The sequence below is a fragment of the Burkholderia sp. IO2 genome, from assembly GCF_029522185.1.
In the GTDB taxonomy this organism is placed as follows: domain Bacteria; phylum Pseudomonadota; class Gammaproteobacteria; order Burkholderiales; family Burkholderiaceae; genus Burkholderia; species Burkholderia cenocepacia.
On record NZ_JAKWFH010000088.1, the window covers coordinates 1 to 18,036 of the forward strand.

The window sequence follows — 18,036 nt, forward strand, 5'->3', positions numbered from 1 at the left end:
GGCGCGATGCCGCGCCGGGCTCGCGGCCGGCGCGCCGTAGCGGCGCACGCAGCCGCGCGTAGAGCGGCGCGCCGGTCGCGCGCAGCCGCAGCGCGACGATCGCATCGAGCCGCGCGGCGTCGCGCAGCGGCATCTCGGTCGCGTCGAAGATCTCGTCGATATGACGCGGCTCGCGCAGCGCCGGCAGCGCGTCGCGCGCGTGCCGGTTCGCGGCGACGATGTTGCCGCATTCGTCGAACGCGATCAGCCACTCCGGTTGCGCCTCGACGTAGTGACGATTCGGATGCCCGAACAATATCCAGTGCTGCGCGGTGCTGTGCACGAAGTAGCCGTCCTCGATCAACGCCGCGCTCTGCCGCACGAGCTGGTAGACGAGGCGCTGGCTGTCGCGGCCGTCGGGCGAATGCACGGCCGACGCGTCGAGCACGCCGATCAGTTCGCCGCCCGGCGAGAAGATCGGCGCCGCGCTGCACGTGAGCGTCGTGAACGCCGCGCGAAAGTGATCGGTCTTGTGCACGGTGATCGGCGCGAGATCGGTCAGCACGCTCGCGACGCCGCAGGTTCCTTCCTCGCTTTCCGACCAGCACGAGCCGATGTGCAGCCCCGCGTGACGGAAGTCGTTGCGGCGTTCGCGGTCGATCCGGTAGTCGATCGTCACGCCGTGCGCGTCGGTCAGCATCACGCAGTAGTCGGCGACGCGGATCATGTCGTGCAGCCGCGTCAGGCACTGGCCCGACGCGCGCAGGAAGGCTTCCTCCTTGTCGCGCACTTCGCGCAGTTCGGCCGCGGTCAGCACGCGCGGGCCGATCGACGAAGCGGGGTCGAGACGGTAGCGCTCCAGCGATCGTTGCCACGACGACACGAGGCGCGCGGAATCGGCCGGCGCGGGCAGGCGCCCGGCGAGCGCGCCGAGGACACGGTCGGCGTGCTGGGCCTGGGGGACGGCGTAGGGCATGGTCGGCTCCGGTTCCGTACGGCGGGAATGTCGCTGTTCTTGTAGCACATCCGTTCCGGCAGATCACATTGCATCGCAGCACGCGGCGCGCGTGAGACGGTCGTCTCACCGGTATCGCGCCATGTCTCGCGCAGTTGAGACGGCCGCGTGCGCGGCGTGCGGCGCTGGTCCGGCCACGCATCGCCTGCGTGACGCCGCGCAAATGCAGGGGTTTGCGGGCGGAACGCCGGGCTTGCGCGGGGGCCGCGACGATCGCGTCGACGTATCGACGACGTGAGACGCACCGATGAATTCGCCGCGCGCGGCGTCGTCCCGGCCGCCCATCCGGAACACGCACTCACCCGCCACGCCAGCGTGCACGCGGGTTTCACGGCTATCGCACGCACGATGGCACGCCGCTTGCAGAGATCACGGGCAAGCCGGCGCGATCGTGTCGGCGACGACGATCCGCCGCCCGTCGATGGCAGCGGACGAAACAGGTGGAGCCGACGCACGCGCCAATGCGCCGGCCCCGCCGACTGGATGGAGACAAACCCGTGACGACGCCCGTTACCGTCGGTGTGATCGCGAACCCCGCATCGGGGCGCGACATCCGCCGCCTCACGACGCATGCATCCGTGTTCCCGACCGCGGAGAAGGCGAACATGATCGTGCGCCTCCTGGCCGGCCTTGGCGCGATGGGCGTCGAGCGCGTGCTGACGCTGCGCGACCGCACGGGCATCGCGACGCTGCTGCTGCGCGCGATCGACACGCATCGCGCGGTCGCGCCGCACGAGCGCTGGCCCGAGGTCGAATTCGTCGACCTGCCGATCACCGATACCGTCGCCGACACGCAAGCCGGCGCGGCCTATCTGCACCGGATGGAAGTGTCGCTGATCGTCGTGCTCGGCGGCGACGGCACCCATCGCGCGGTGGCCGCGCATTGCGGCGCGACGCCGCTCGTCGCGCTGTCCACCGGCACCAACAACGCGTTTCCCGAACATCGCGAGGCGACCGTCGCCGGCGTCGCGGCCGGGCTTGCTGCAACCGGCGCCGTGCCGGCCGAGGTCGCGTTCGTGCGCAACAAGCGGCTCGTCGTGCGCTGCGTCGCGGGCGCGCAGCCGGGGCGCGAGGAGATCGCGCTCGTCGACGTGTGCGCCGCGCGGCAACGCTTCATCGGCGCACGCGCGATTTCCGGCTCCGACGACATCGATTCGCTCTACCTGACGTTCGCGGAACCGGACGGCATCGGCCTGTCCGCGCTCGGCGGCGCATGGGCGCCGCTTGAACGCAGCGCGCCGCACGGGCTCGCGATGCGCTTCGCGGAAGCCGGCAAGACGGCCGGCACGCCGCTCGTCGCGCCGATCGCGCCGGGGCGCGTCGACCGCGTCGTGATGCGCAGTTGCGAGCGGCTCGAACCGGGTTCGTGGCACGCGATTCCGTTCGAGCGCGGCACGCTCGCGTTCGACGGCGAGCGCGAGATCGAGGTCGCGCGCGGCGATCGCTACGAGATTGCGCTCGACTGGCGCGGACCGTTGACGGTCGACGTCGGCCGCACGCTGCGCTACGCGTCGTCGCGGCAACTGCTGCGCGACGCCGGTGCATGGCACGACTGACGCTTCGCGGTACGCAACGGCATTTCGCCATCCATCACGATCAACAAGGAGACATCGCCATGACAGCCCCTCTCGAAGGACAGGTCGCCATCGTCACCGGCGGCGCGCGCGGCATCGGCCGCGGCATCGCGCTGACGCTCGCCGGCGCCGGCGCCGACATCCTGCTGGCCGACCTGCTCGACGACGCGCTCGACGCCACCGCGCGCGAGGTGCGTGCGCTCGGCCGCCGCGCGGCGATCGCGAAGGTCGACGTCACGCAGGCCGCGCAGGTCGACGCGATGGTCGCGCAGGCGCTCGCCGACCTCGGCGGGCTCGACATCCTCGTGAACTGCGCGGGCGTGATCAGCATTCATCCGGTCGCCGAGCTGACCGAGCGCGACTGGGATTTCGTGATGAACGTGAACGCGAAGGGCACGTTCCTCGGCTGCCGGGCGGCGCTTGCCCACCTGAAGGCGCAGGGGCGTGGCCGGATCATCAACGTCGCGTCGATCGCGGGCAAGGAAGGCTTTCCGAATCTCGCGCATTACAGCGCATCGAAATTCGCGGTCGTCGGCTTCACCAACGCGCTGGCGAAGGAGCTCGCGCGCGACGGCGTGACCGTCAACGCGATCTGCCCCGGCATCGTCCGTACCTACATGTGGGACCGGCTGTCCGACGAATGGAAGACCGACGGCGAATCGGTCGAGCAGTCGTGGCAGCGGCACCAGTTGACGCTGATTCCGCAGGGCCGCGCGCAGACGCCGGAGGACATGGGCCGGCTCGCGCTGTTCTTCGCGACGATGGACAACGTGACGGGCCAGGCCGTGAACGTCGACGGCGGCTTCACGTTCCACTGACGGCCGCAGGCCGTGCAATCCGCCGCCACGGCATGGCCGGGGCGGCATTCGCAGTCAGACCCACCCAGGAGACACACATGACCGCTTCGACACAGCTCAGCAGGGACACGCTGCTGGACGCCTATCGGCTGATGCGCACGATCCGCGAATTCGAGGAGCGCCTGCACGTCGAATTCGCGACCGGCGAGATACCCGGCTTCGTTCACCTGTATGCGGGCGAGGAGGCGTCCGCCGTCGGCACGATGCTGCATCTCGGCCTCGACGACTACGTGGCCACCACGCACCGCGGCCACGGCCATTGCATCGCGAAGGGCGTCGACGTGCACGGGATGATGGCCGAGATCTACGGCAAGAAGACGGGCGTCTGCCACGGCAAGGGCGGCTCGATGCACATCGCCGACCTGTCGATGGGGATGCTCGGCGCGAACGGGATCGTCGGCGCGGGCGGCCCGCTCGTGTGCGGCGCGGCGCTCGCGGCCAAGCACAAGAAGACGGGCGGCGTCGGCGTGTGCTTCTTCGGCGACGGCGCGTCGAACCAGGGCGTGATCTTCGAATCGATGAACCTCGCGTCGGTGTGGCGGCTGCCCGCGATCTTCGTCGCCGAAAACAACGGCTATGCGGAAGCGACGTCGTCGAGCTGGTCGGTCGCGACCGACAACATCGCCGATCGCGCGAACGGGTTCGGGATGCCGGGCGTGATCGTCGACGGCTTCGACTTCTTCGCGGTGCACGAGGCGCTCGGCGAGGCCGTCGAGCGTGCGCGCAACGGCGGCGGCCCGACGCTCGTCGAGGTGAAGTTCACGCGCTATTTCGGCCACTTCGAGGGCGATGCGCAAACCTACCGGGCGCCGGGCGAAGTGCAGAGGCTGCGCGACGAGAAGGATTGCCTGAAACATTTCGAAACGCGCGTCGTGCGCGCCGAAGCGCTGACGACCGACGACCTGCGCGCGGTCGACGCACAGGTGAAGGCGCTGATCGACGACGCGGTCGCGCAGGCGAAGGCGGCGCCGCTGCCGGATGCCGCCGACCTGCTGGCCGACGTCTACGTGTCGTATCCGTGAGCGCGGCCTGACCCAGCAGCCGGCACGGCGAACCGAACATTCCAGGAGACAGACATGGCAAGGAAGATCACTTATTCGCAGGCGATCAACGAGGCGCTCGCGCAGGAAATGGCGCGCGACGACAGCGTGATCGTGATGGGCGAGGACAACGCGGGCGGCGCGGGCGCGCCGGGCGAGGACGACGCATGGGGCGGCGTGCTCGGCGTGACGAAGGGGCTGTTCCACAAGTTTCCGGGCCGCGTGCTCGATACGCCGCTGTCGGAGGGCGGCTACATCGGTGCGGCGGTCGGCGCGGCCGCGTGCGGGATGCGGCCCGTCGCGGAACTGATGTTCATCGATTTCATGGGTGTGTGCTTCGACCAGATCTTCAACCAGGCCGCGAAATTCCGCTACATGTTCGGCGGCAAGGCCGTGACGCCGGTCGTGATCCGCGCGATGTACGGCGCCGGCCTGCGCGCGGCCGCGCAGCACTCGCAGATGCTCACGTCGTTGTTCACGCACATTCCGGGGCTGAAGGTCGTGTGCCCGTCGACGCCGTACGACGCGAAGGGGCTCCTGATCCAGGCGATCCGCGACAACGATCCCGTGATCTTCCTCGAACACAAGCTGCTCTACACGCGCGAGGGCGACGTCCCGGAGGAATCCTATGCGATTCCGTTCGGCGAGGCGAACGTGATGCGCGACGGCGACGACGCGACGATCGTCACGTACGGCCGGATGGTGCATCTCGCGATGGACGCGGCCGCCAAGCTCGCGAAGGACGGCATCCAGTGCGAGGTGATCGACCTGCGCACGACGTCGCCGCTCGACGAGGAAACGATCCTCGACAGCGCCGAGCGTACCGGCCGCGTGGTGGTCGTCGACGAAGCGAATCCGCGCTGCTCGATCGCGACCGACATCGCCGCGCTCGTCGCGCAGCGCGCGTTCCGGTCGCTGAAGGCGCCGATCGAGCTCGTCACCGCGCCGCATACGCCCGCGCCGTTCGCCGGCGTGCTGGAAGACCTGTATATCCCGTCCGCCGATGCGATTGCGCAGGCGGTCCTGAAGACGAGGAGCTGACACGATGTCGATTCACATGATCACGATGCCCAAGTGGGGGCTGTCGATGGAGCAGGGGCAGGTCAACGGCTGGCTGAAGGCAGTCGGCGAGCGCGTGACGAAGGGCGACGAGGTGCTCGACGTCGAGACCGACAAGATCTCGTCGGGCGTCGAATGCGCGTTCGACGGCACGCTGCGCCGGCAGGTCGCGCAGGAGGGCGAGACGCTGCCGGTCGGCGCGCTGCTCGGTGTGGTCGCGGCGGCCGATGCAAGCGATGCCGACATCGACGCGGCGATCGCCGACTTTCAGCGCGATTTCGTGCCGAGCGCGGCGTCCGACGAGGCGGCCGGCCCGCAGCCCGAGAAGGCGCAGATCGGCGGACGCACGATCCGCTTCCTGAAGCTGGGCGACGGTTCGGGCACGCCGGCCGTGCTGATCCACGGCTTCGGCGGCGACCTGAACAACTGGCTGTTCAATCACGCGGAGCTCGCCGCGCACCGGCCGGTGTGGGCGCTCGATCTGCCGGGCCACGGCGAATCGGGCAAGGCGGTCGAGAACGGCAGCCTCGACGAACTGGCCGACGCGGTGCTCGCGCTGCTCGATGCGCAGCACATCGAGCGCGCGCACCTGATCGGCCATTCGATGGGCGGCGCGGTCGCGATGACGGTGGCCGAGCGCGCGCCGCAATGCGTCGCATCGCTCACGCTGATCGCGAGCGCGGGGCTCGGCACCGACATCAATCGCGCGTACATCGACGGCTTCGTCGCCGGCAACAGCCGCAACACGCTGAAGCCGCACCTCGGCGCGCTGTTCGCGGACCACGCGCTGGTCACGCGGCAGCTCGTCGAGGATCTCGTCAAGTACAAGCGGCTCGAAGGCGTGCAGGCCGCGCTCGAGAAGATCGCGGATGCCGCGTTCGATGGCGCCGCACAGCGGCGCGTGTTCCGCGACCGGCTCGCGACGCTTGCGCCGCGCACGCTGGTGATCTGGGGTGAGCGCGACGAGGTGATTCCCGCGCAGCATGCGCAGGGTTTGCCGGACGGCGTGCGTGCCGAGGTGATCGCCGGCAGCGGGCACATGGTGCAGATGGAGGCGGCCGCCGACGTGAACCGCCTGATCGTCGCGTTCCTCGGAGACTGACGATGGCCGCCGCGCTCGAACGACCCAGCCTCACGGCGCTCGGCCAGCCCGGCGCCAGAAGTCGCGACAAGCTCGCGCGCATTCCGGTGCGCGTCGAGCCCGCGGCCGGCACGGCACTGCCGAAGCCGCCGTGGCTGCGCGCGCGGCCGATGATGAGCGCGGCGGTGGCCGACATGGCCGCCGTGCTGCGCGAGCATCGGCTGCATTCCGTCTGCGAGGAGGCAATGTGTCCGAACATCGGCGAATGCTTCGCGCAGCGCACCGCGACCTTCATGATCATGGGCGGGCTGTGTACGCGGCGTTGCCCGTTCTGCGATGTCGCGCACGGCCGTCCCGAACCGCTCGATCCCGACGAGCCGGCGCGGCTGGCCGACGCGGCCGCGGCGCTCGGGTTGCGCTACGTCGTGATCACGTCGGTCGACCGCGACGATCTGCACGACGGCGGCGCCGCGCATTTCGCCGCGTGCATCGCGGCGGTGCGTGCGAGCGTGCCGGGCATCGGGGTCGAGGTGCTGACGCCGGACTTTCGCGGCCGCGCGGCCCGCGCGCTCGACGCGCTGTCGTCGGCGTGGCCCGACGTGTTCAACCACAACATCGAGACGGTGCCGTCGCTGTACCGGGCGGCGCGGCCGGGCGCCGACTATCGCGGCTCGCTCGAGCTGCTCGCGCAGGCGAAGGCCGCGCGGCCGACGCTCGTGACGAAATCGGGGTTGATGCTCGGGCTGGGCGAGCGCGACGACGAGGTGCGCGACACGCTGCGCGACCTGCGCGCGCACGAGGTCGACGTGCTGACGCTCGGCCAGTATCTCGCGCCGTCCGCGCATCATTTGCCGGTGCGGCGCTACGTGAGCCCGGAGGCGTTCGCCGCGTGGCACGACGAGGCGCTTGCGCTCGGTTTCAGGGAAGTCGTCGCCGGCCCGCTCGTGCGCTCGTCATATCACGCGGCCGACGTGCTGGAGGACGCGTAGCGCGCCGCGCGTCACGCAGCCGCGCTGGCGTGCGCGCGACCGATGCGGCGCAGGTACAGCACGAGCCCCGCGCCCGCCAGCATCAGGCTGACCGTGTTCGCGAACCAGAAGCCGCGCGCGCCGGTCAGCCATGCGGGCGCGATGCCGCCGACGTCGAAGCCGAGCACGTAGCCGCCGCTGAGTCCGACGCCCCACAGCGCGACCGCATAGATCATGGTCGGCACGACCGCCACCTTGTACGCGCGCAGCACGAACGCCGACGTGACCTGCAGCGCATCGAACACGTGATAGCACGCGACGATCGCGACGAGCGGCATCGCGGCCGCGGCGACGGCGGGGTTCGGCGTGTAGCCGCCGATGATGAGCGGGCGCAGCGCGAACACGAGCAGGCCGTAGGCGGCCGCCACGCCGCACGCGAAGATCACGCTGTGTCGGCCGAGCAGCCGGGCTTCCTCGGCGCGTCCGGCGCCGAGCGCGCGCGCGACCAGCGTCGACGCCGCCACGCCGATCGACAGCGGCGTCATGTACAGCACGGCGCCGATGTTGCCGGCGATCTGGTGGCCGGCGAGCGTCGTCGTGCCGAACTGCGCGATGAACAGCGCCATGCACGTGTACGACGTGACCTCGATCAGGTACGACAGGCCCATCGGCACGCCGAGCTTCAGGATCGCCTTCTGGCGTTCCCAGACGGGCCAGCAGAAGCGCGAGAAGATCGCGAGCGGCGCGAACACGTCGAGCTTCGCGAGCAGCGTGTAGCCGATCAGCGCGAGCGCCCAGTTGATCAGCGTGCTGGCCAGCCCGCAGCCGGGGCCACCGAGCGCCGGTACGCCGAAGCCGCCGAAGATGAACCACACGTTCAGCGGGAACTTGAGCAGCAGCGCGCCGATCTGCAGGATCATCGCGAGCCGCGGCTTGCCGGCCGCGTTGGTCAGCGCGTTGTAGATGCGGAATACGAGGCTGGCGGGCAGCCCGTACGACAGGATGCGCAGGTAGTCGACGGTGCGGTCGTGCAGCGCGGCGGGCGCATGCGCGACGCGCAGCAGCGGCTCGGGAAAATGCAGCAGCAGGAAGCCGGGAATCGCGAGCAGCAGCGCGAGCCACAGCGCCTGGCGCACTTCCTCGCCGATCTCCGCATGGCGCCGCGCGCCGTACAGTTGCCCGGTGATCGGCTGCAGCGCGGACAGGATGCCCGTCAGGCCGATGTAGATCGATACGTAGATCGACGAGCCGAGCCCGAGCGCGGCGAGATCGACGGCCGAGTAGCGGCCGACCATCGCGGTGTCGATCACGCCGAACGCGATGATCGCGAGCTGGCCGACCAGCACCGGCCACGCGAGACCGACGATCCGGCGGATGTCGCCGAGCATCGTCAATCGGCCGTCGGGCGGCGCGGCGGACGCCGCTTGACGGGCGCTTTCGGCCGTTCGATGCGCTCGTACAGGCGGAAGCGCTCGTCGCGGTCGGCGACGCGCCGGCCTTCCCAGACGAGACGCCACACGTATTGCGACATCGCGCTCGGCTCGCCGAAGTCGGCGCGGTCCTGGCGCAGGATCACGTCGCAGTCGCCGGAGAAATCGAAGTGCATGTCGCCGAAGTACGCGAAGGTCGCGATCTGCGCGTCGCCAAGCCGCACCGGCGAGATGCACTCGTAGTCGGACGGCAGGTGCACGGCGATCTGTTGCGCGACATCGCGATAGGTCCGGCCGTAGTTGACGATCGGCAGCCACAGCGTCATCAGCAGCACCCACATCAACGTGGTGCCCGCGCTCGACAGCACGACGCTGCGCCACAGCACCTTCGGCTGGCGCGACACACGCCAGCGCACGAGGAAGCACCAGCACACGGTGACGATCACCGCGCAGATGAACGACAGGATCTTGAAATGCGGCTCGTAGCCGGGCACGAGGCGCGCGAGGTTGCGCGCGAGCGGATGCGGGAAGCCGGTGAGCGACGCGAGCCACACGAGCCACACGAAGGTGCCGAGGATCGTGAAGCTCAGCACCGCGAACCAGTCGATCGCGTTGATCGCGCCGCGCTTGAGGGTCGGCAGCGCGAACGTCGCGAGCACCGCGAGCGGCGGCAGCAGCAGCATGTACATGCGGTTCGACTGCTGGCTTTGCAGGATCACGAGCGCGACGAGCGGTACGGCGACCGACAGCGGAATCGCGATGTGCGCGCGACGGCGCATGCCGGCCCAGCTCCACCACGCCCAGATCGCGAGCGGCCACGCGGGCCACGTGAACAGCGGCAGGTTTTTCGCCGCATAGCCGAGCACGGCCGTCGGCGGGCCCGAAAAGCGCATCAGGCTGCCGTGGATCCACTGGTTGAAGAACCACGCGGCGTCGTCGGGCGCCGCGACGATGGCGGCGAGCGGCCACAGCGCGAAGATCGCGGCCGCGAGCGGCACGCCGAGCAGCGGCAGGTGCAGGTTGCGCATCTCGGGCGTGACGAGCCACAGCGCAGCCGTGCCCGCGAGCAGCGCGACGACCAGCACCGGGTTGCCGGACAGCGCGACGAGGCCGATCGCGAGGCCCCACCACAGCGCGCCCTGCAGCGGCTTGTCGATGCCGCGCACGATCCCGTACACGAGCATCGCGATCCACGCGAACTGCGCGAGCTGCGGCGTCGTTTCGTGCCCGCGTTCCGCGAGGCCGAAGCAGGCGACGAGCACCAGCAGCGCACCGTCCGCGAGCGTGCGGCCGTAGTCGCGCGGCTCGGGCTCGCCGCCGAACGCGTACTTGAACGGTTGGACCTCGGCGCGCCGGCCGAGCAGGTAGGCCGCATACCAGACGAACGCGCATGCGACGCAGAACAGCACGCCGGTCGCGACGCGCGACGCGTTGCTCGCGTCGACCCACGGGCCGAGGCCGCGGATCGACAGCGCGCCGAGCCAGTAGCCGAGCGGCCCGTCGGTCGTGATGAACTTGCCGACCAGGTTCGGCAGCAGCCAGTCGTGCCAGCCGCCCTTGGCCATCGTCCACATCACGCCGAAGCCTGCCGCGTCCTCGTTTTTCCACGGGTCGCGGCCGAACAGGCCGAACGCCGCGTAGACGAGGCAGAGCGTGAGCAGCAGCCAGCGCGGCAGCGCACGCGTGGCGGAGGCGGTGAGACGGACGACAGGCTTCATGCAGATGAGCGATTTGTTATGGGCGGGCGGCCAGCGCGGTTGCGCGCGGTCGAGCCGGTTTCGAGCATCCGGCATTGTAGTCGCGCCCGCTGTTGTGCGTCAGGTCGTTGCCCGGGCGCCGGGCGGCGCGTCGTCGGGCGAGCAGAGACAAAAAAGGGCAGCCTGGGCTGCCCTTTTGTGCGATACCGGTACGTTGCAACCACCGGATACGGTGCGAAGCTTACTTCGCCTTGCCGTTGGCGCGTACGCCGAACTTGTTCTTGAACTTCTCGACACGGCCTGCCGTGTCCATGATCTTTTGCTGACCCGTGTAGAACGAGTGCGATTCCGACGACACTTCGATCTTGGCGAGCGGGTAGGTCTTGCCGTCGAGTTCGATGTTTTCGCGCGTCTGGATCGTCGAGCGCGTGATGAACTTGAAGCCGTTCGACATGTCTTGGAAGACGACTTCGCGGTAGTCCGGGTGAATGCCAGGTTTCATGATTTTCCTTGGTGATAGCGGTAGCCAACCCGCCGCTTGCCGTGTCGAGCCGCCCCGATGGAGCGATTCGGCTGACGTCAAGCCCGGCGCGAGCCACTTGCCTAAGGTCGAAAAACGGCGATTATGCCAGAAAATCAGACGGTTGACGAATAATTTTCACGGTGCGTCGAGCGCGCCGGTGCCGGCCGGATCCTGTCGGTAGTAGCGCGCGAGGAGCCGGTACAGCTCCGGAAATTCGGACTCGAACGCTTTCGGTCGCACGAACAGCGCCTCGCTGCATACCGCGAAGAATTCCGACGGGTGATCGGCCGCATAGGGATCGATCAGCGAATCCCGCTCGAAGCGCGCCCATGCGCGATCCGGCACCGCGTCGACGCGCGCGCAGAACTGGTCGTACGCATGTTCGAACACGTCGGCCCACGCCTGCGCGTCGAGGTGCGGCGCATGCCAGCGGCGAAACAGGGGCGGATAGCCGTCGGCCGCGCCGTTGACCATGTCGATCTTGTGCGCGAACTCGTGGATCACGACGTTGTACGCGTCCCGGCCGTCCGTCATCTGCGCGTCTTCCCACGACAGGATCACCGGGCCGCCTTCCCAGGCCTCGCCGCTCGCATCCTGCTCGACTTCGTGGACGACGCCGTCCTCGTCCTGCACGGTCTTGCGGATCACGAATTCGCCCGGGTACACGACGACGCCGACCCAGCCGTCGTACAGCGACAGGTCCAGATTCAGCACCGGCAGGCAGGCCTGCGCGGCGATCGCGACGATCATCGCGTCGGTCAGTTCGAGCCCGTGCGCGGTCGAAAACGATTTTTTCGCGACGAACAGGCTCGTCAGCTCGCGCAGCCGCCCGAGCGCGTCGGGCGGCAGGGCGGCGAGGAACGGCAGGCGTTCGACGGTTTCCTGCCACAGCGGATCGGGAATCGGATGGCTGCGCAGCGCGCGGTCGCGGCGGCGGTCGTCGAACCAGCGGGTCAGTTTCGAAAGCATGGAGGCTGCGGACGAAAATCCAAAGCCTGTCTTTTAACTCAATCGATCTGTTTTTGCCATGCCGCGAAGAGGCCGCCGACGAGCGCCACGCCCGCGAGGAAGTAAAAGCCGTCGAGCGACGCGAGGAACGACGCCTGTTGCGCGACCATTCGCGCGATCGACGCGATCGCGAGGCCATGTGCGTCGTTCAGCGCGTGGCCGGCTGCCGCGTAATTGCGCGTCAGCGCGTCGACGGTCTGCTGGAACAGCGGGTCGAACAGGTTCGCGCGCTCGACGAGCCGCGTCTGGTGCACGGCGACGCGATGCTGCTCGACGATGATCACCGACGACGTCGCGAACGAGATCGTCAGTTGCCGCACGATGTTCTTCAGCCGGTAGCCGTGCGTGTATTCGTCGATCGCGAAGATCCGGAACGTGAGGTTCGCGACCGGCAGCACGATGAACAGCAGCAGCAATCCGCGCAGCAGCAGCGGGACGATCAGCGCGGCTTCGCCGACCTGCGGTGTCATCCGCGTCATCCACAGCGCGGCCGTGACGGCGATCGCGAACCCGGGCACGACGAACCACTTCTTGTGCGGGACGAATTTCGCGTAGCGCAGGTACGCGAACAGCGCGGTGGCGGAGATCAGCGACATCGTGCCGACTAGGCGCCCGGCATTCTCGACCGGATAGCCGAGCCCGCCCTCGAGAAATCGCGACGTCAGGTAACTGAAGCCCGTCGTCTCGTAGTAATAGAACATGTAGAGCAGCAGCCCGACCTGAAAAGTGCGCTCGCGGAACGCATGCAGCCGCACGAGCGGCGTCGGATGGTTCCACTGGTGATACGCGAACCACGCGAGCGCGCCGAGCCCGGCAAACGTCAGCATGATCAGCATCGGCGAGCCGCTGTAGAGCTGGTAATGCACCTGCTGCAGCACGATCTGCAGCGCCCCTTGCGCGAGCGCGAACACGACGTACGGCCAGAAGTGTCCGGAGCCGCGCTCGTCGTCCGGCGTGCGGCCCGAATCGGGCAGCGTGAGCAACGCGAGGATGGCGAACGCGATGCCGGCCGGCGCCGTGCACGCGAACAGGGCGCGCCACGTCGAATGCGCGACCAGCAGCCCGCCGACGATCGGCGCGAGCGCGCTGCCGAGCAGGATCATGATCAGGAACGCGCGTGTCGCGGGCGGCCGCTCCTGCGGCTTGAAGCTGATCTGGATCAGGATCCGGCACGCGCCCATCATCGGGCCGATGAAATAGCCCTGGAAGCCGCGCGCGAACGCGAGCTCCAGCGACGTGTCGGCCAGCGCCGCCGCGATCGCGCCGAGCGAGAACATCAGCATGCAGCCCGCGACGTAGCGGCGATGGCCGAGCCGGTCGACCCACCATTGCTGCTGCAGGATGCCGAGCACGGCCGTGACCGCGTAGGCGCTCGACGACCACACGAGTTCGTCGGGCGACGCGTTGATGCCGCCCGCGATGTAGCTCGCGAAGAACGAGAAGACGGCGTTGTCGAAGTAGTCGATGCCGGTGACGAGCGCGAGCGCCCACGGGAACAGGTCCCCGCGCAGGTTCGCGCGGCTCCATAGCGGCGGCCGGCCCGGTACGGCGTTCATTCGCGGTCCTTGCGGGCGCGCCGCGCGCCGATTTCGGCCCGCCGCTGCGCGATCAGTTCATCGGCGTTTTCGCCGGCGAGGCGCCGCTCGACGTAGTCGATGTCGTGCTGCAACTCCTTGCGCAGCGCGACGGCTTCCTTCAGTTCGCGCTGGACGGCCGCGATCCGCCGGTCGAGCGTGTCGATCTGCTCGGCGAGGCCGGCGCGGATGTCGCGCAGCGACGCATCCGAATAGCGGCGCCGGCCGTCGCCCGTTTCTTCCAGCGGACGCTTCAGCATTTCGGTGATGCCGTGCAGCGAGAAGCCCAGCGCGCGCAGCCGCAGGATGCGCGCGAAACGCTCGAGGTCGGCTTCGTCGTAGAGACGGTAGCGGCCTTCGCTGCGCGACGGCGTGACGAGGCCGCGCTCTTCGTAATATTTGAGCGTGCGCGGCGTGACGCCGAGCCGCGACGCGGCGTCGCTGACGGTCAATAGCGGGGTGGAGGCGTCGGTCGGCATCGGGTATCGGGGATTCGGCGGGGCAATGACGCGATTATAGATCAACCTGTACGTTCACGTTCAGGTTGGGGCCGAAAAAACGGCCGCCGGGCAGGATGCGCGGGCGGCCGTGTCGCGGGGCGGGGGCGATCAGCCGCCGCGGCGCATCAGGTCGAAGAACTCGGAGTTACTCTTCGTCTGGCGGATCTTGTCCAGCAGGAATTCCATTGCCTCGACTTCGTCCATGTCGTGGATGAACTTGCGCAGCACCCAGATCTTCTGAAGGATCTCGGGCTTGATCAGCATTTCCTCGCGACGCGTGCCCGACTTGTTCAGGTTGATCGACGGATACACGCGCTTTTCCGCGAGACGGCGCTCGAGGTGCACTTCCATGTTGCCGGTGCCCTTGAACTCTTCGTAGATCACGTCGTCCATGCGGCTGCCGGTTTCGATCAGCGCGGTGCCGATGATCGTCAGCGAACCGCCTTCCTCGATGTTGCGCGCCGCGCCGAAGAAGCGCTTCGGACGCTGCAGCGCGTTCGCGTCGACACCGCCCGTCAGCACCTTGCCCGATGCCGGGATCACGGTGTTGTACGCACGCGCGAGACGCGTGATCGAGTCGAGCAGAATCACGACGTCGTGCTTCATTTCGACGAGGCGCTTGGCCTTCTCGATCACCATTTCGGCGACCTGCACGTGGCGCGTGGCCGGTTCGTCGAACGTCGACGCGATCACTTCGCCGGCGACCGAGCGCTGCATTTCGGTCACTTCTTCCGGGCGCTCGTCGATCAGCAGCACGAACAGGATCACGTCCGGGTGGTTCTGCTTGATCGCATGCGCGATGTGCTGGAGCATCACGGTCTTGCCGGACTTCGGCGACGCGACGAGCAGGCCGCGCTGGCCCTTGCCGATCGGCGCGATCATGTCGATGATGCGGCCCGTGACGTTTTCCTCGCCGCGCATTTCGCGTTCGAGCGACAGCGGCTTGTTCGGGTGCAGCGGCGTGAGGTTCTCGAACATGATCTTGTGTTTCGAGGCCTCGGGCGGCTGCCCGTTGACTTTGTCGACCTTCACCAGCGCGAAGTAGCGCTCGCCGTCCTTCGGCGTGCGGACTTCACCTTCGATGGTGTCGCCGGTGTGCAGGTTGAAGCGGCGGATCTGCGACGGGCTGATGTAGATGTCGTCGGTGCTCGCGAGGTACGACATTTCCGGCGAGCGCAGGAAGCCGAAGCCGTCCGGCAGCACTTCGAGCGTACCGTCGCCGAAGATCGTCTCTCCCGTCTTGGCGCGCTTTTTGAGAATGGCAAACATCAACTCCTGCTTGCGCAGGCGGTTCGCGTTTTCGATCTCCAGGCCGTTGGCCATTTCGATCAGTTCGGACACGTGCAGAGACTTGAGCTCGGATAAATGCATACGGAGAACCCGCCAGGGAGGAGAAGCGACGAAAGAAAATAAGGGAGGAGGGCGAGCGGAGGCGCTCAGAGACTTAAATGCGTCTTGTCGACGTTTTTTAATTCTAGCATAGGCCGATTCGCGCTTGAGCGAGCGATCGGCGGCTTGACGACGGACGTGTTGCCGACTGACAACACGTCCGTGGAACTGCCGGTATTACAGGTGGCTGTCCAGGAAGGCGGTGAGCTGCGACTTCGACAGCGCGCCGACCTTCTGCGCGGCGGCCGCGCCGTTCTTGAACAGGATCAGCGTCGGGATGCCGCGCACGCCGAACTTCGCGGGCGTGGCCTGGTTGTCGTCGACGTTGATCTTCGCGATCTGCAGCTTGTCGCCGTAGTCCTTCGCGACTTCGTCGAGGATCGGGGCGATCATCTTGCACGGGCCGCACCATTCGGCCCAGAAATCGACGAGTACGGGCTTGTCGGACTTGACGACGTCCTGTTCGAACGATGCGTCGCTGATGTGTTTGATCTGTTCGCTCATTGGGTCAATACCTCTTACGGTTCGGGGACTGCCTGCTTGCGCGTTGCGGCGTACCGGCCGCCGTAGGCTGCCGGCCGCTGCGGCAGGTCACTCCGCCTTCCGGAAGGGAGGGGGCGTAAGCGCTGCATGCCGCGGCTCGCGGGTCGTTCGGGCGTCATATTAGCCTAAATTGCTATCTGCTGCGGGCGGCGATAGTAGCCGCTACGCGAGTAGGGGTACGACGCGACGTTCGACCGTCGTGCCACGCAGGTGGAGGCCGGTCCGCAAATTACAAGGGGGTGGGCCGCATGCGGTGCGCGCGAACGGGCGATGCGCGGGTTTGCCCGGCGATATTCGCTTTGATGCGAACAAACGGTCGCATTCGTCCGGAAGCGGTGATAGAATATGCCGTGACGGGCCTCCTCGCATGGTGGGGCGGTGAACCTGGTCAGGTCGGGAACGAAGCAGCCACAATCGTTTTCCGCCAGTGCCGAGGGTTGGGCTCGTCACCTTCCTTCTCGCCCCGTTCGCAGGGCGTTTTTTATTTCTGCGTCACACTCCGTTCGACCTCCACCTTGCCCGTGTTCCGCACCGCTTCGCGTGTCGGCGCGACGCAGCGTTACTGATACAATTTCCCGATGACCTATCAAGTTCTCGCACGCAAGTGGCGTCCGAAGGATTTCGCTTCGCTCGTCGGCCAGGAGCACGTCGTCAGGGCGCTCACGCACGCGCTCGACGGCGGGCGTCTCCATCACGCCTATCTGTTTACCGGAACCCGCGGTGTCGGCAAGACGACGCTGTCGCGGATCTTCGCGAAGGCGCTCAACTGTGAAACCGGCGTCACGTCGCAGCCGTGCGGCGTGTGTCGCGCGTGTCGCGAGATCGACGAGGGCCGTTTCGTCGATTACGTCGAGATGGACGCGGCGAGCAACCGCGGCGTCGACGAAATGGCCGCGCTGCTCGAGCGCGCGGTGTACGCGCCCGTCGATGCGCGCTTCAAGGTCTACATGATCGACGAAGTGCACATGCTGACGAATCACGCGTTCAACGCGATGCTGAAGACGCTGGAAGAGCCGCCGCCGCACGTCAAGTTCATCCTCGCGACGACCGATCCGCAGAAAATCCCCGTCACCGTGCTGTCGCGCTGTCTGCAGTTCAACCTGAAGCAGATGCCGGCCGGGCACATCGTGTCGCATCTCGAGCGGATCCTCGGCGAAGAACGGCTCACGTTCGAGCCGCAGGCGCTGCGCCTGCTCGCGCGGGCCGCGCAGGGCAGCATGCGCGACGCGCTGTCGCTGACCGACCAGGCGATCGCCTATTCGGCGAACGAGGTGACCGAGTCGGCGGTGTCGGGCATGCTCGGCGCGCTCGACCAGACCTACATGGTGCGCCTGCTCGACGCGCTCGCGGCCGGCAACGGCCCGGAAATCCTCGCGATTGCCGACGAGATGTCGCTGCGCAGCCTGTCGTTCTCGACCGCGCTGCAGGATCTCGCGAGCCTGCTGCACCGGATCGCGTGGGCGCAGTTCGCGCCGGGCTCGGTGCTCGACGAATGGCCGGAAGCAGCCGACCTGCGCCGGTTTGCTGAGACGCTGAGCCCCGAGCAGGTGCAGTTGTTCTATCAGATCGCGACGGTCGGGCGCGCCGAACTCGGCCTGGCGCCGGACGAATACGCCGGTTTCACGATGACGCTGCTGCGGATGCTCGCGTTCGAGCCGGCCGTCGGCGCCGGCAGCGCACCGGGCGGTCAGCCGTCCGTGCCGCCGCGTGCGGTGCCGGCCCCGCGTGCTACGGCGGCACCGGCCGCCGCCGCGGCGAAGCCGGTATCGGCCGCGCCGGCAAGCGCAGCGCGCCCGCCA

Annotated in this window: 16 protein-coding genes and 1 other RNA gene; 8 read left to right on the forward strand and 9 right to left on the reverse strand. The window is 68.1% G+C overall.

The features are described from left to right. A partial coding sequence (locus MMB92_RS33060) for a GAF domain-containing protein (RefSeq protein ID WP_253633925.1) occupies positions 1–955 on the reverse strand: 955 nt, incomplete at its 3' end. 536 nt (positions 956–1,491) lie between these two features. On the opposite strand from MMB92_RS33060, the gene MMB92_RS33065 reads away from it, so the two are divergent. From MMB92_RS33065 to lipA, 6 genes are all read left to right on the forward strand, one after another. After that, positions 1,492–2,550, forward strand: a complete 1,059-nt coding sequence (locus tag MMB92_RS33065) for an NAD(+)/NADH kinase (RefSeq protein ID WP_006485073.1) — start codon at positions 1,492–1,494, stop codon at positions 2,548–2,550. 59 nt (positions 2,551–2,609) lie between these two features. Continuing rightward, positions 2,610–3,386: an SDR family NAD(P)-dependent oxidoreductase gene (locus MMB92_RS33070; RefSeq protein WP_006496398.1), complete on the forward strand. Its 777-nt coding sequence runs from the start codon at positions 2,610–2,612 to the stop codon at positions 3,384–3,386. A 77-nt stretch (positions 3,387–3,463) separates the two neighbouring features. Next, positions 3,464–4,447 (forward strand): thiamine pyrophosphate-dependent dehydrogenase E1 component subunit alpha, encoded by a 984-nt coding sequence (locus MMB92_RS33075; protein ID WP_077021974.1) that lies wholly within the window; start codon positions 3,464–3,466, stop codon positions 4,445–4,447. Between the two features lie 54 nt (positions 4,448–4,501). Next, positions 4,502–5,506, forward strand: coding sequence for an alpha-ketoacid dehydrogenase subunit beta (locus MMB92_RS33080; RefSeq protein WP_006485069.1), 1,005 nt, complete (start codon positions 4,502–4,504; stop codon positions 5,504–5,506). 4 nt (positions 5,507–5,510) lie between these two features. Further along, the gene (locus tag MMB92_RS33085; protein ID WP_006485078.1) at positions 5,511–6,626 is read left to right on the forward strand and encodes an acetoin dehydrogenase dihydrolipoyllysine-residue acetyltransferase subunit; all 1,116 of its coding nucleotides are present in this window, start codon (positions 5,511–5,513) and stop codon (positions 6,624–6,626) included. A gap of 2 nt (positions 6,627–6,628) precedes the next feature. Then, the gene (lipA, locus tag MMB92_RS33090) at positions 6,629–7,594 is read left to right on the forward strand and encodes a lipoyl synthase (protein WP_275523543.1); all 966 of its coding nucleotides are present in this window, start codon (positions 6,629–6,631) and stop codon (positions 7,592–7,594) included. Positions 7,595–7,605: 11 nt separating this feature from the next. Here lipA and MMB92_RS33095 read toward each other — a convergent pair whose 3' ends face one another. From MMB92_RS33095 to trxA, 8 genes are all read right to left on the reverse strand, one after another. Next, a complete protein-coding gene (locus MMB92_RS33095) occupies positions 7,606–8,961 on the reverse strand; it encodes an MATE family efflux transporter (RefSeq protein WP_277563210.1) in 1,356 nt (451 codons plus the stop codon). A gap of 2 nt (positions 8,962–8,963) precedes the next feature. Next, complete coding sequence (locus tag MMB92_RS33100) at positions 8,964–10,721, reverse strand: UDP phosphate-alpha-4-amino-4-deoxy-L-arabinose arabinosyl transferase (RefSeq protein WP_034178645.1); 1,758 nt, start codon at positions 10,719–10,721, stop codon at positions 8,964–8,966. Positions 10,722–10,941: 220 nt separating this feature from the next. Further along, positions 10,942–11,202: a type B 50S ribosomal protein L31 gene (locus tag MMB92_RS33105; protein WP_006485080.1), complete on the reverse strand. Its 261-nt coding sequence runs from the start codon at positions 11,200–11,202 to the stop codon at positions 10,942–10,944. A gap of 156 nt (positions 11,203–11,358) precedes the next feature. Then, entirely contained in the window at positions 11,359–12,192 is an 834-nt protein-coding gene (locus MMB92_RS33110) for a M90 family metallopeptidase (RefSeq protein WP_006496402.1), read from the reverse strand. A gap of 38 nt (positions 12,193–12,230) precedes the next feature. Beyond that, on the reverse strand, positions 12,231–13,787 hold the full coding sequence (locus MMB92_RS33115; protein WP_109341384.1) for an MFS transporter: 1,557 nt from the start codon (positions 13,785–13,787) through the stop codon (positions 12,231–12,233). Further along, positions 13,784–14,284 carry a MerR family transcriptional regulator gene (locus MMB92_RS33120; protein WP_006485074.1) on the reverse strand — a complete coding sequence of 167 codons (501 nt, stop codon included), beginning with the start codon at positions 14,282–14,284 and terminating at the stop codon, positions 13,784–13,786. The genes MMB92_RS33115 and MMB92_RS33120 overlap by 4 nt, the downstream gene beginning before the upstream one ends. A 129-nt stretch (positions 14,285–14,413) precedes the next feature. Then, entirely contained in the window at positions 14,414–15,676 is a 1,263-nt protein-coding gene (rho, locus tag MMB92_RS33125) for a transcription termination factor Rho (RefSeq protein WP_006478662.1), read from the reverse strand. A 195-nt stretch (positions 15,677–15,871) separates the two neighbouring features. Next, positions 15,872–16,198, reverse strand: coding sequence for a thioredoxin TrxA (gene trxA / locus MMB92_RS33130; protein ID WP_006402348.1), 327 nt, complete (start codon positions 16,196–16,198; stop codon positions 15,872–15,874). Positions 16,199–16,589: 391 nt separating this feature from the next. Here trxA and ffs point away from each other — a divergent pair. Next, positions 16,590–16,688: signal recognition particle sRNA small type (ffs, locus tag MMB92_RS33135), an RNA gene on the forward strand. Between the two features lie 127 nt (positions 16,689–16,815). Further along, a partial coding sequence (gene dnaX, locus MMB92_RS33140) for a DNA polymerase III subunit gamma/tau (protein ID WP_277563211.1) occupies positions 16,816–18,036 on the forward strand: 1,221 nt, incomplete at its 3' end.

What these genes read in the sequence shown, in the direction of transcription:
- trxA (WP_006402348.1), bottom strand. Translation starts at nt 16,198, where the DNA reads ATGAGCGAACAGATCAAACACATCAGCGACGCATCGTTCGAACAGGAC.
- MMB92_RS33085 (WP_006485078.1), top strand. Translation starts at nt 5,511, where the DNA reads ATGTCGATTCACATGATCACGATGCCCAAGTGGGGGCTGTCGATGGAG.
- MMB92_RS33080 (WP_006485069.1), top strand. Translation starts at nt 4,502, where the DNA reads ATGGCAAGGAAGATCACTTATTCGCAGGCGATCAACGAGGCGCTCGCG.
- MMB92_RS33075 (WP_077021974.1), top strand. Translation starts at nt 3,464, where the DNA reads ATGACCGCTTCGACACAGCTCAGCAGGGACACGCTGCTGGACGCCTAT.
- MMB92_RS33115 (WP_109341384.1), bottom strand. Translation starts at nt 13,787, where the DNA reads ATGAACGCCGTACCGGGCCGGCCGCCGCTATGGAGCCGCGCGAACCTG.
- MMB92_RS33110 (WP_006496402.1), bottom strand. Translation starts at nt 12,192, where the DNA reads ATGCTTTCGAAACTGACCCGCTGGTTCGACGACCGCCGCCGCGACCGC.
- MMB92_RS33120 (WP_006485074.1), bottom strand. Translation starts at nt 14,284, where the DNA reads ATGCCGACCGACGCCTCCACCCCGCTATTGACCGTCAGCGACGCCGCG.
- MMB92_RS33100 (WP_034178645.1), bottom strand. Translation starts at nt 10,721, where the DNA reads ATGAAGCCTGTCGTCCGTCTCACCGCCTCCGCCACGCGTGCGCTGCCG.
- MMB92_RS33105 (WP_006485080.1), bottom strand. Translation starts at nt 11,202, where the DNA reads ATGAAACCTGGCATTCACCCGGACTACCGCGAAGTCGTCTTCCAAGAC.
- MMB92_RS33070 (WP_006496398.1), top strand. Translation starts at nt 2,610, where the DNA reads ATGACAGCCCCTCTCGAAGGACAGGTCGCCATCGTCACCGGCGGCGCG.
- rho (WP_006478662.1), bottom strand. Translation starts at nt 15,676, where the DNA reads ATGCATTTATCCGAGCTCAAGTCTCTGCACGTGTCCGAACTGATCGAA.
- MMB92_RS33095 (WP_277563210.1), bottom strand. Translation starts at nt 8,961, where the DNA reads ATGCTCGGCGACATCCGCCGGATCGTCGGTCTCGCGTGGCCGGTGCTG.
- lipA (WP_275523543.1), top strand. Translation starts at nt 6,629, where the DNA reads ATGGCCGCCGCGCTCGAACGACCCAGCCTCACGGCGCTCGGCCAGCCC.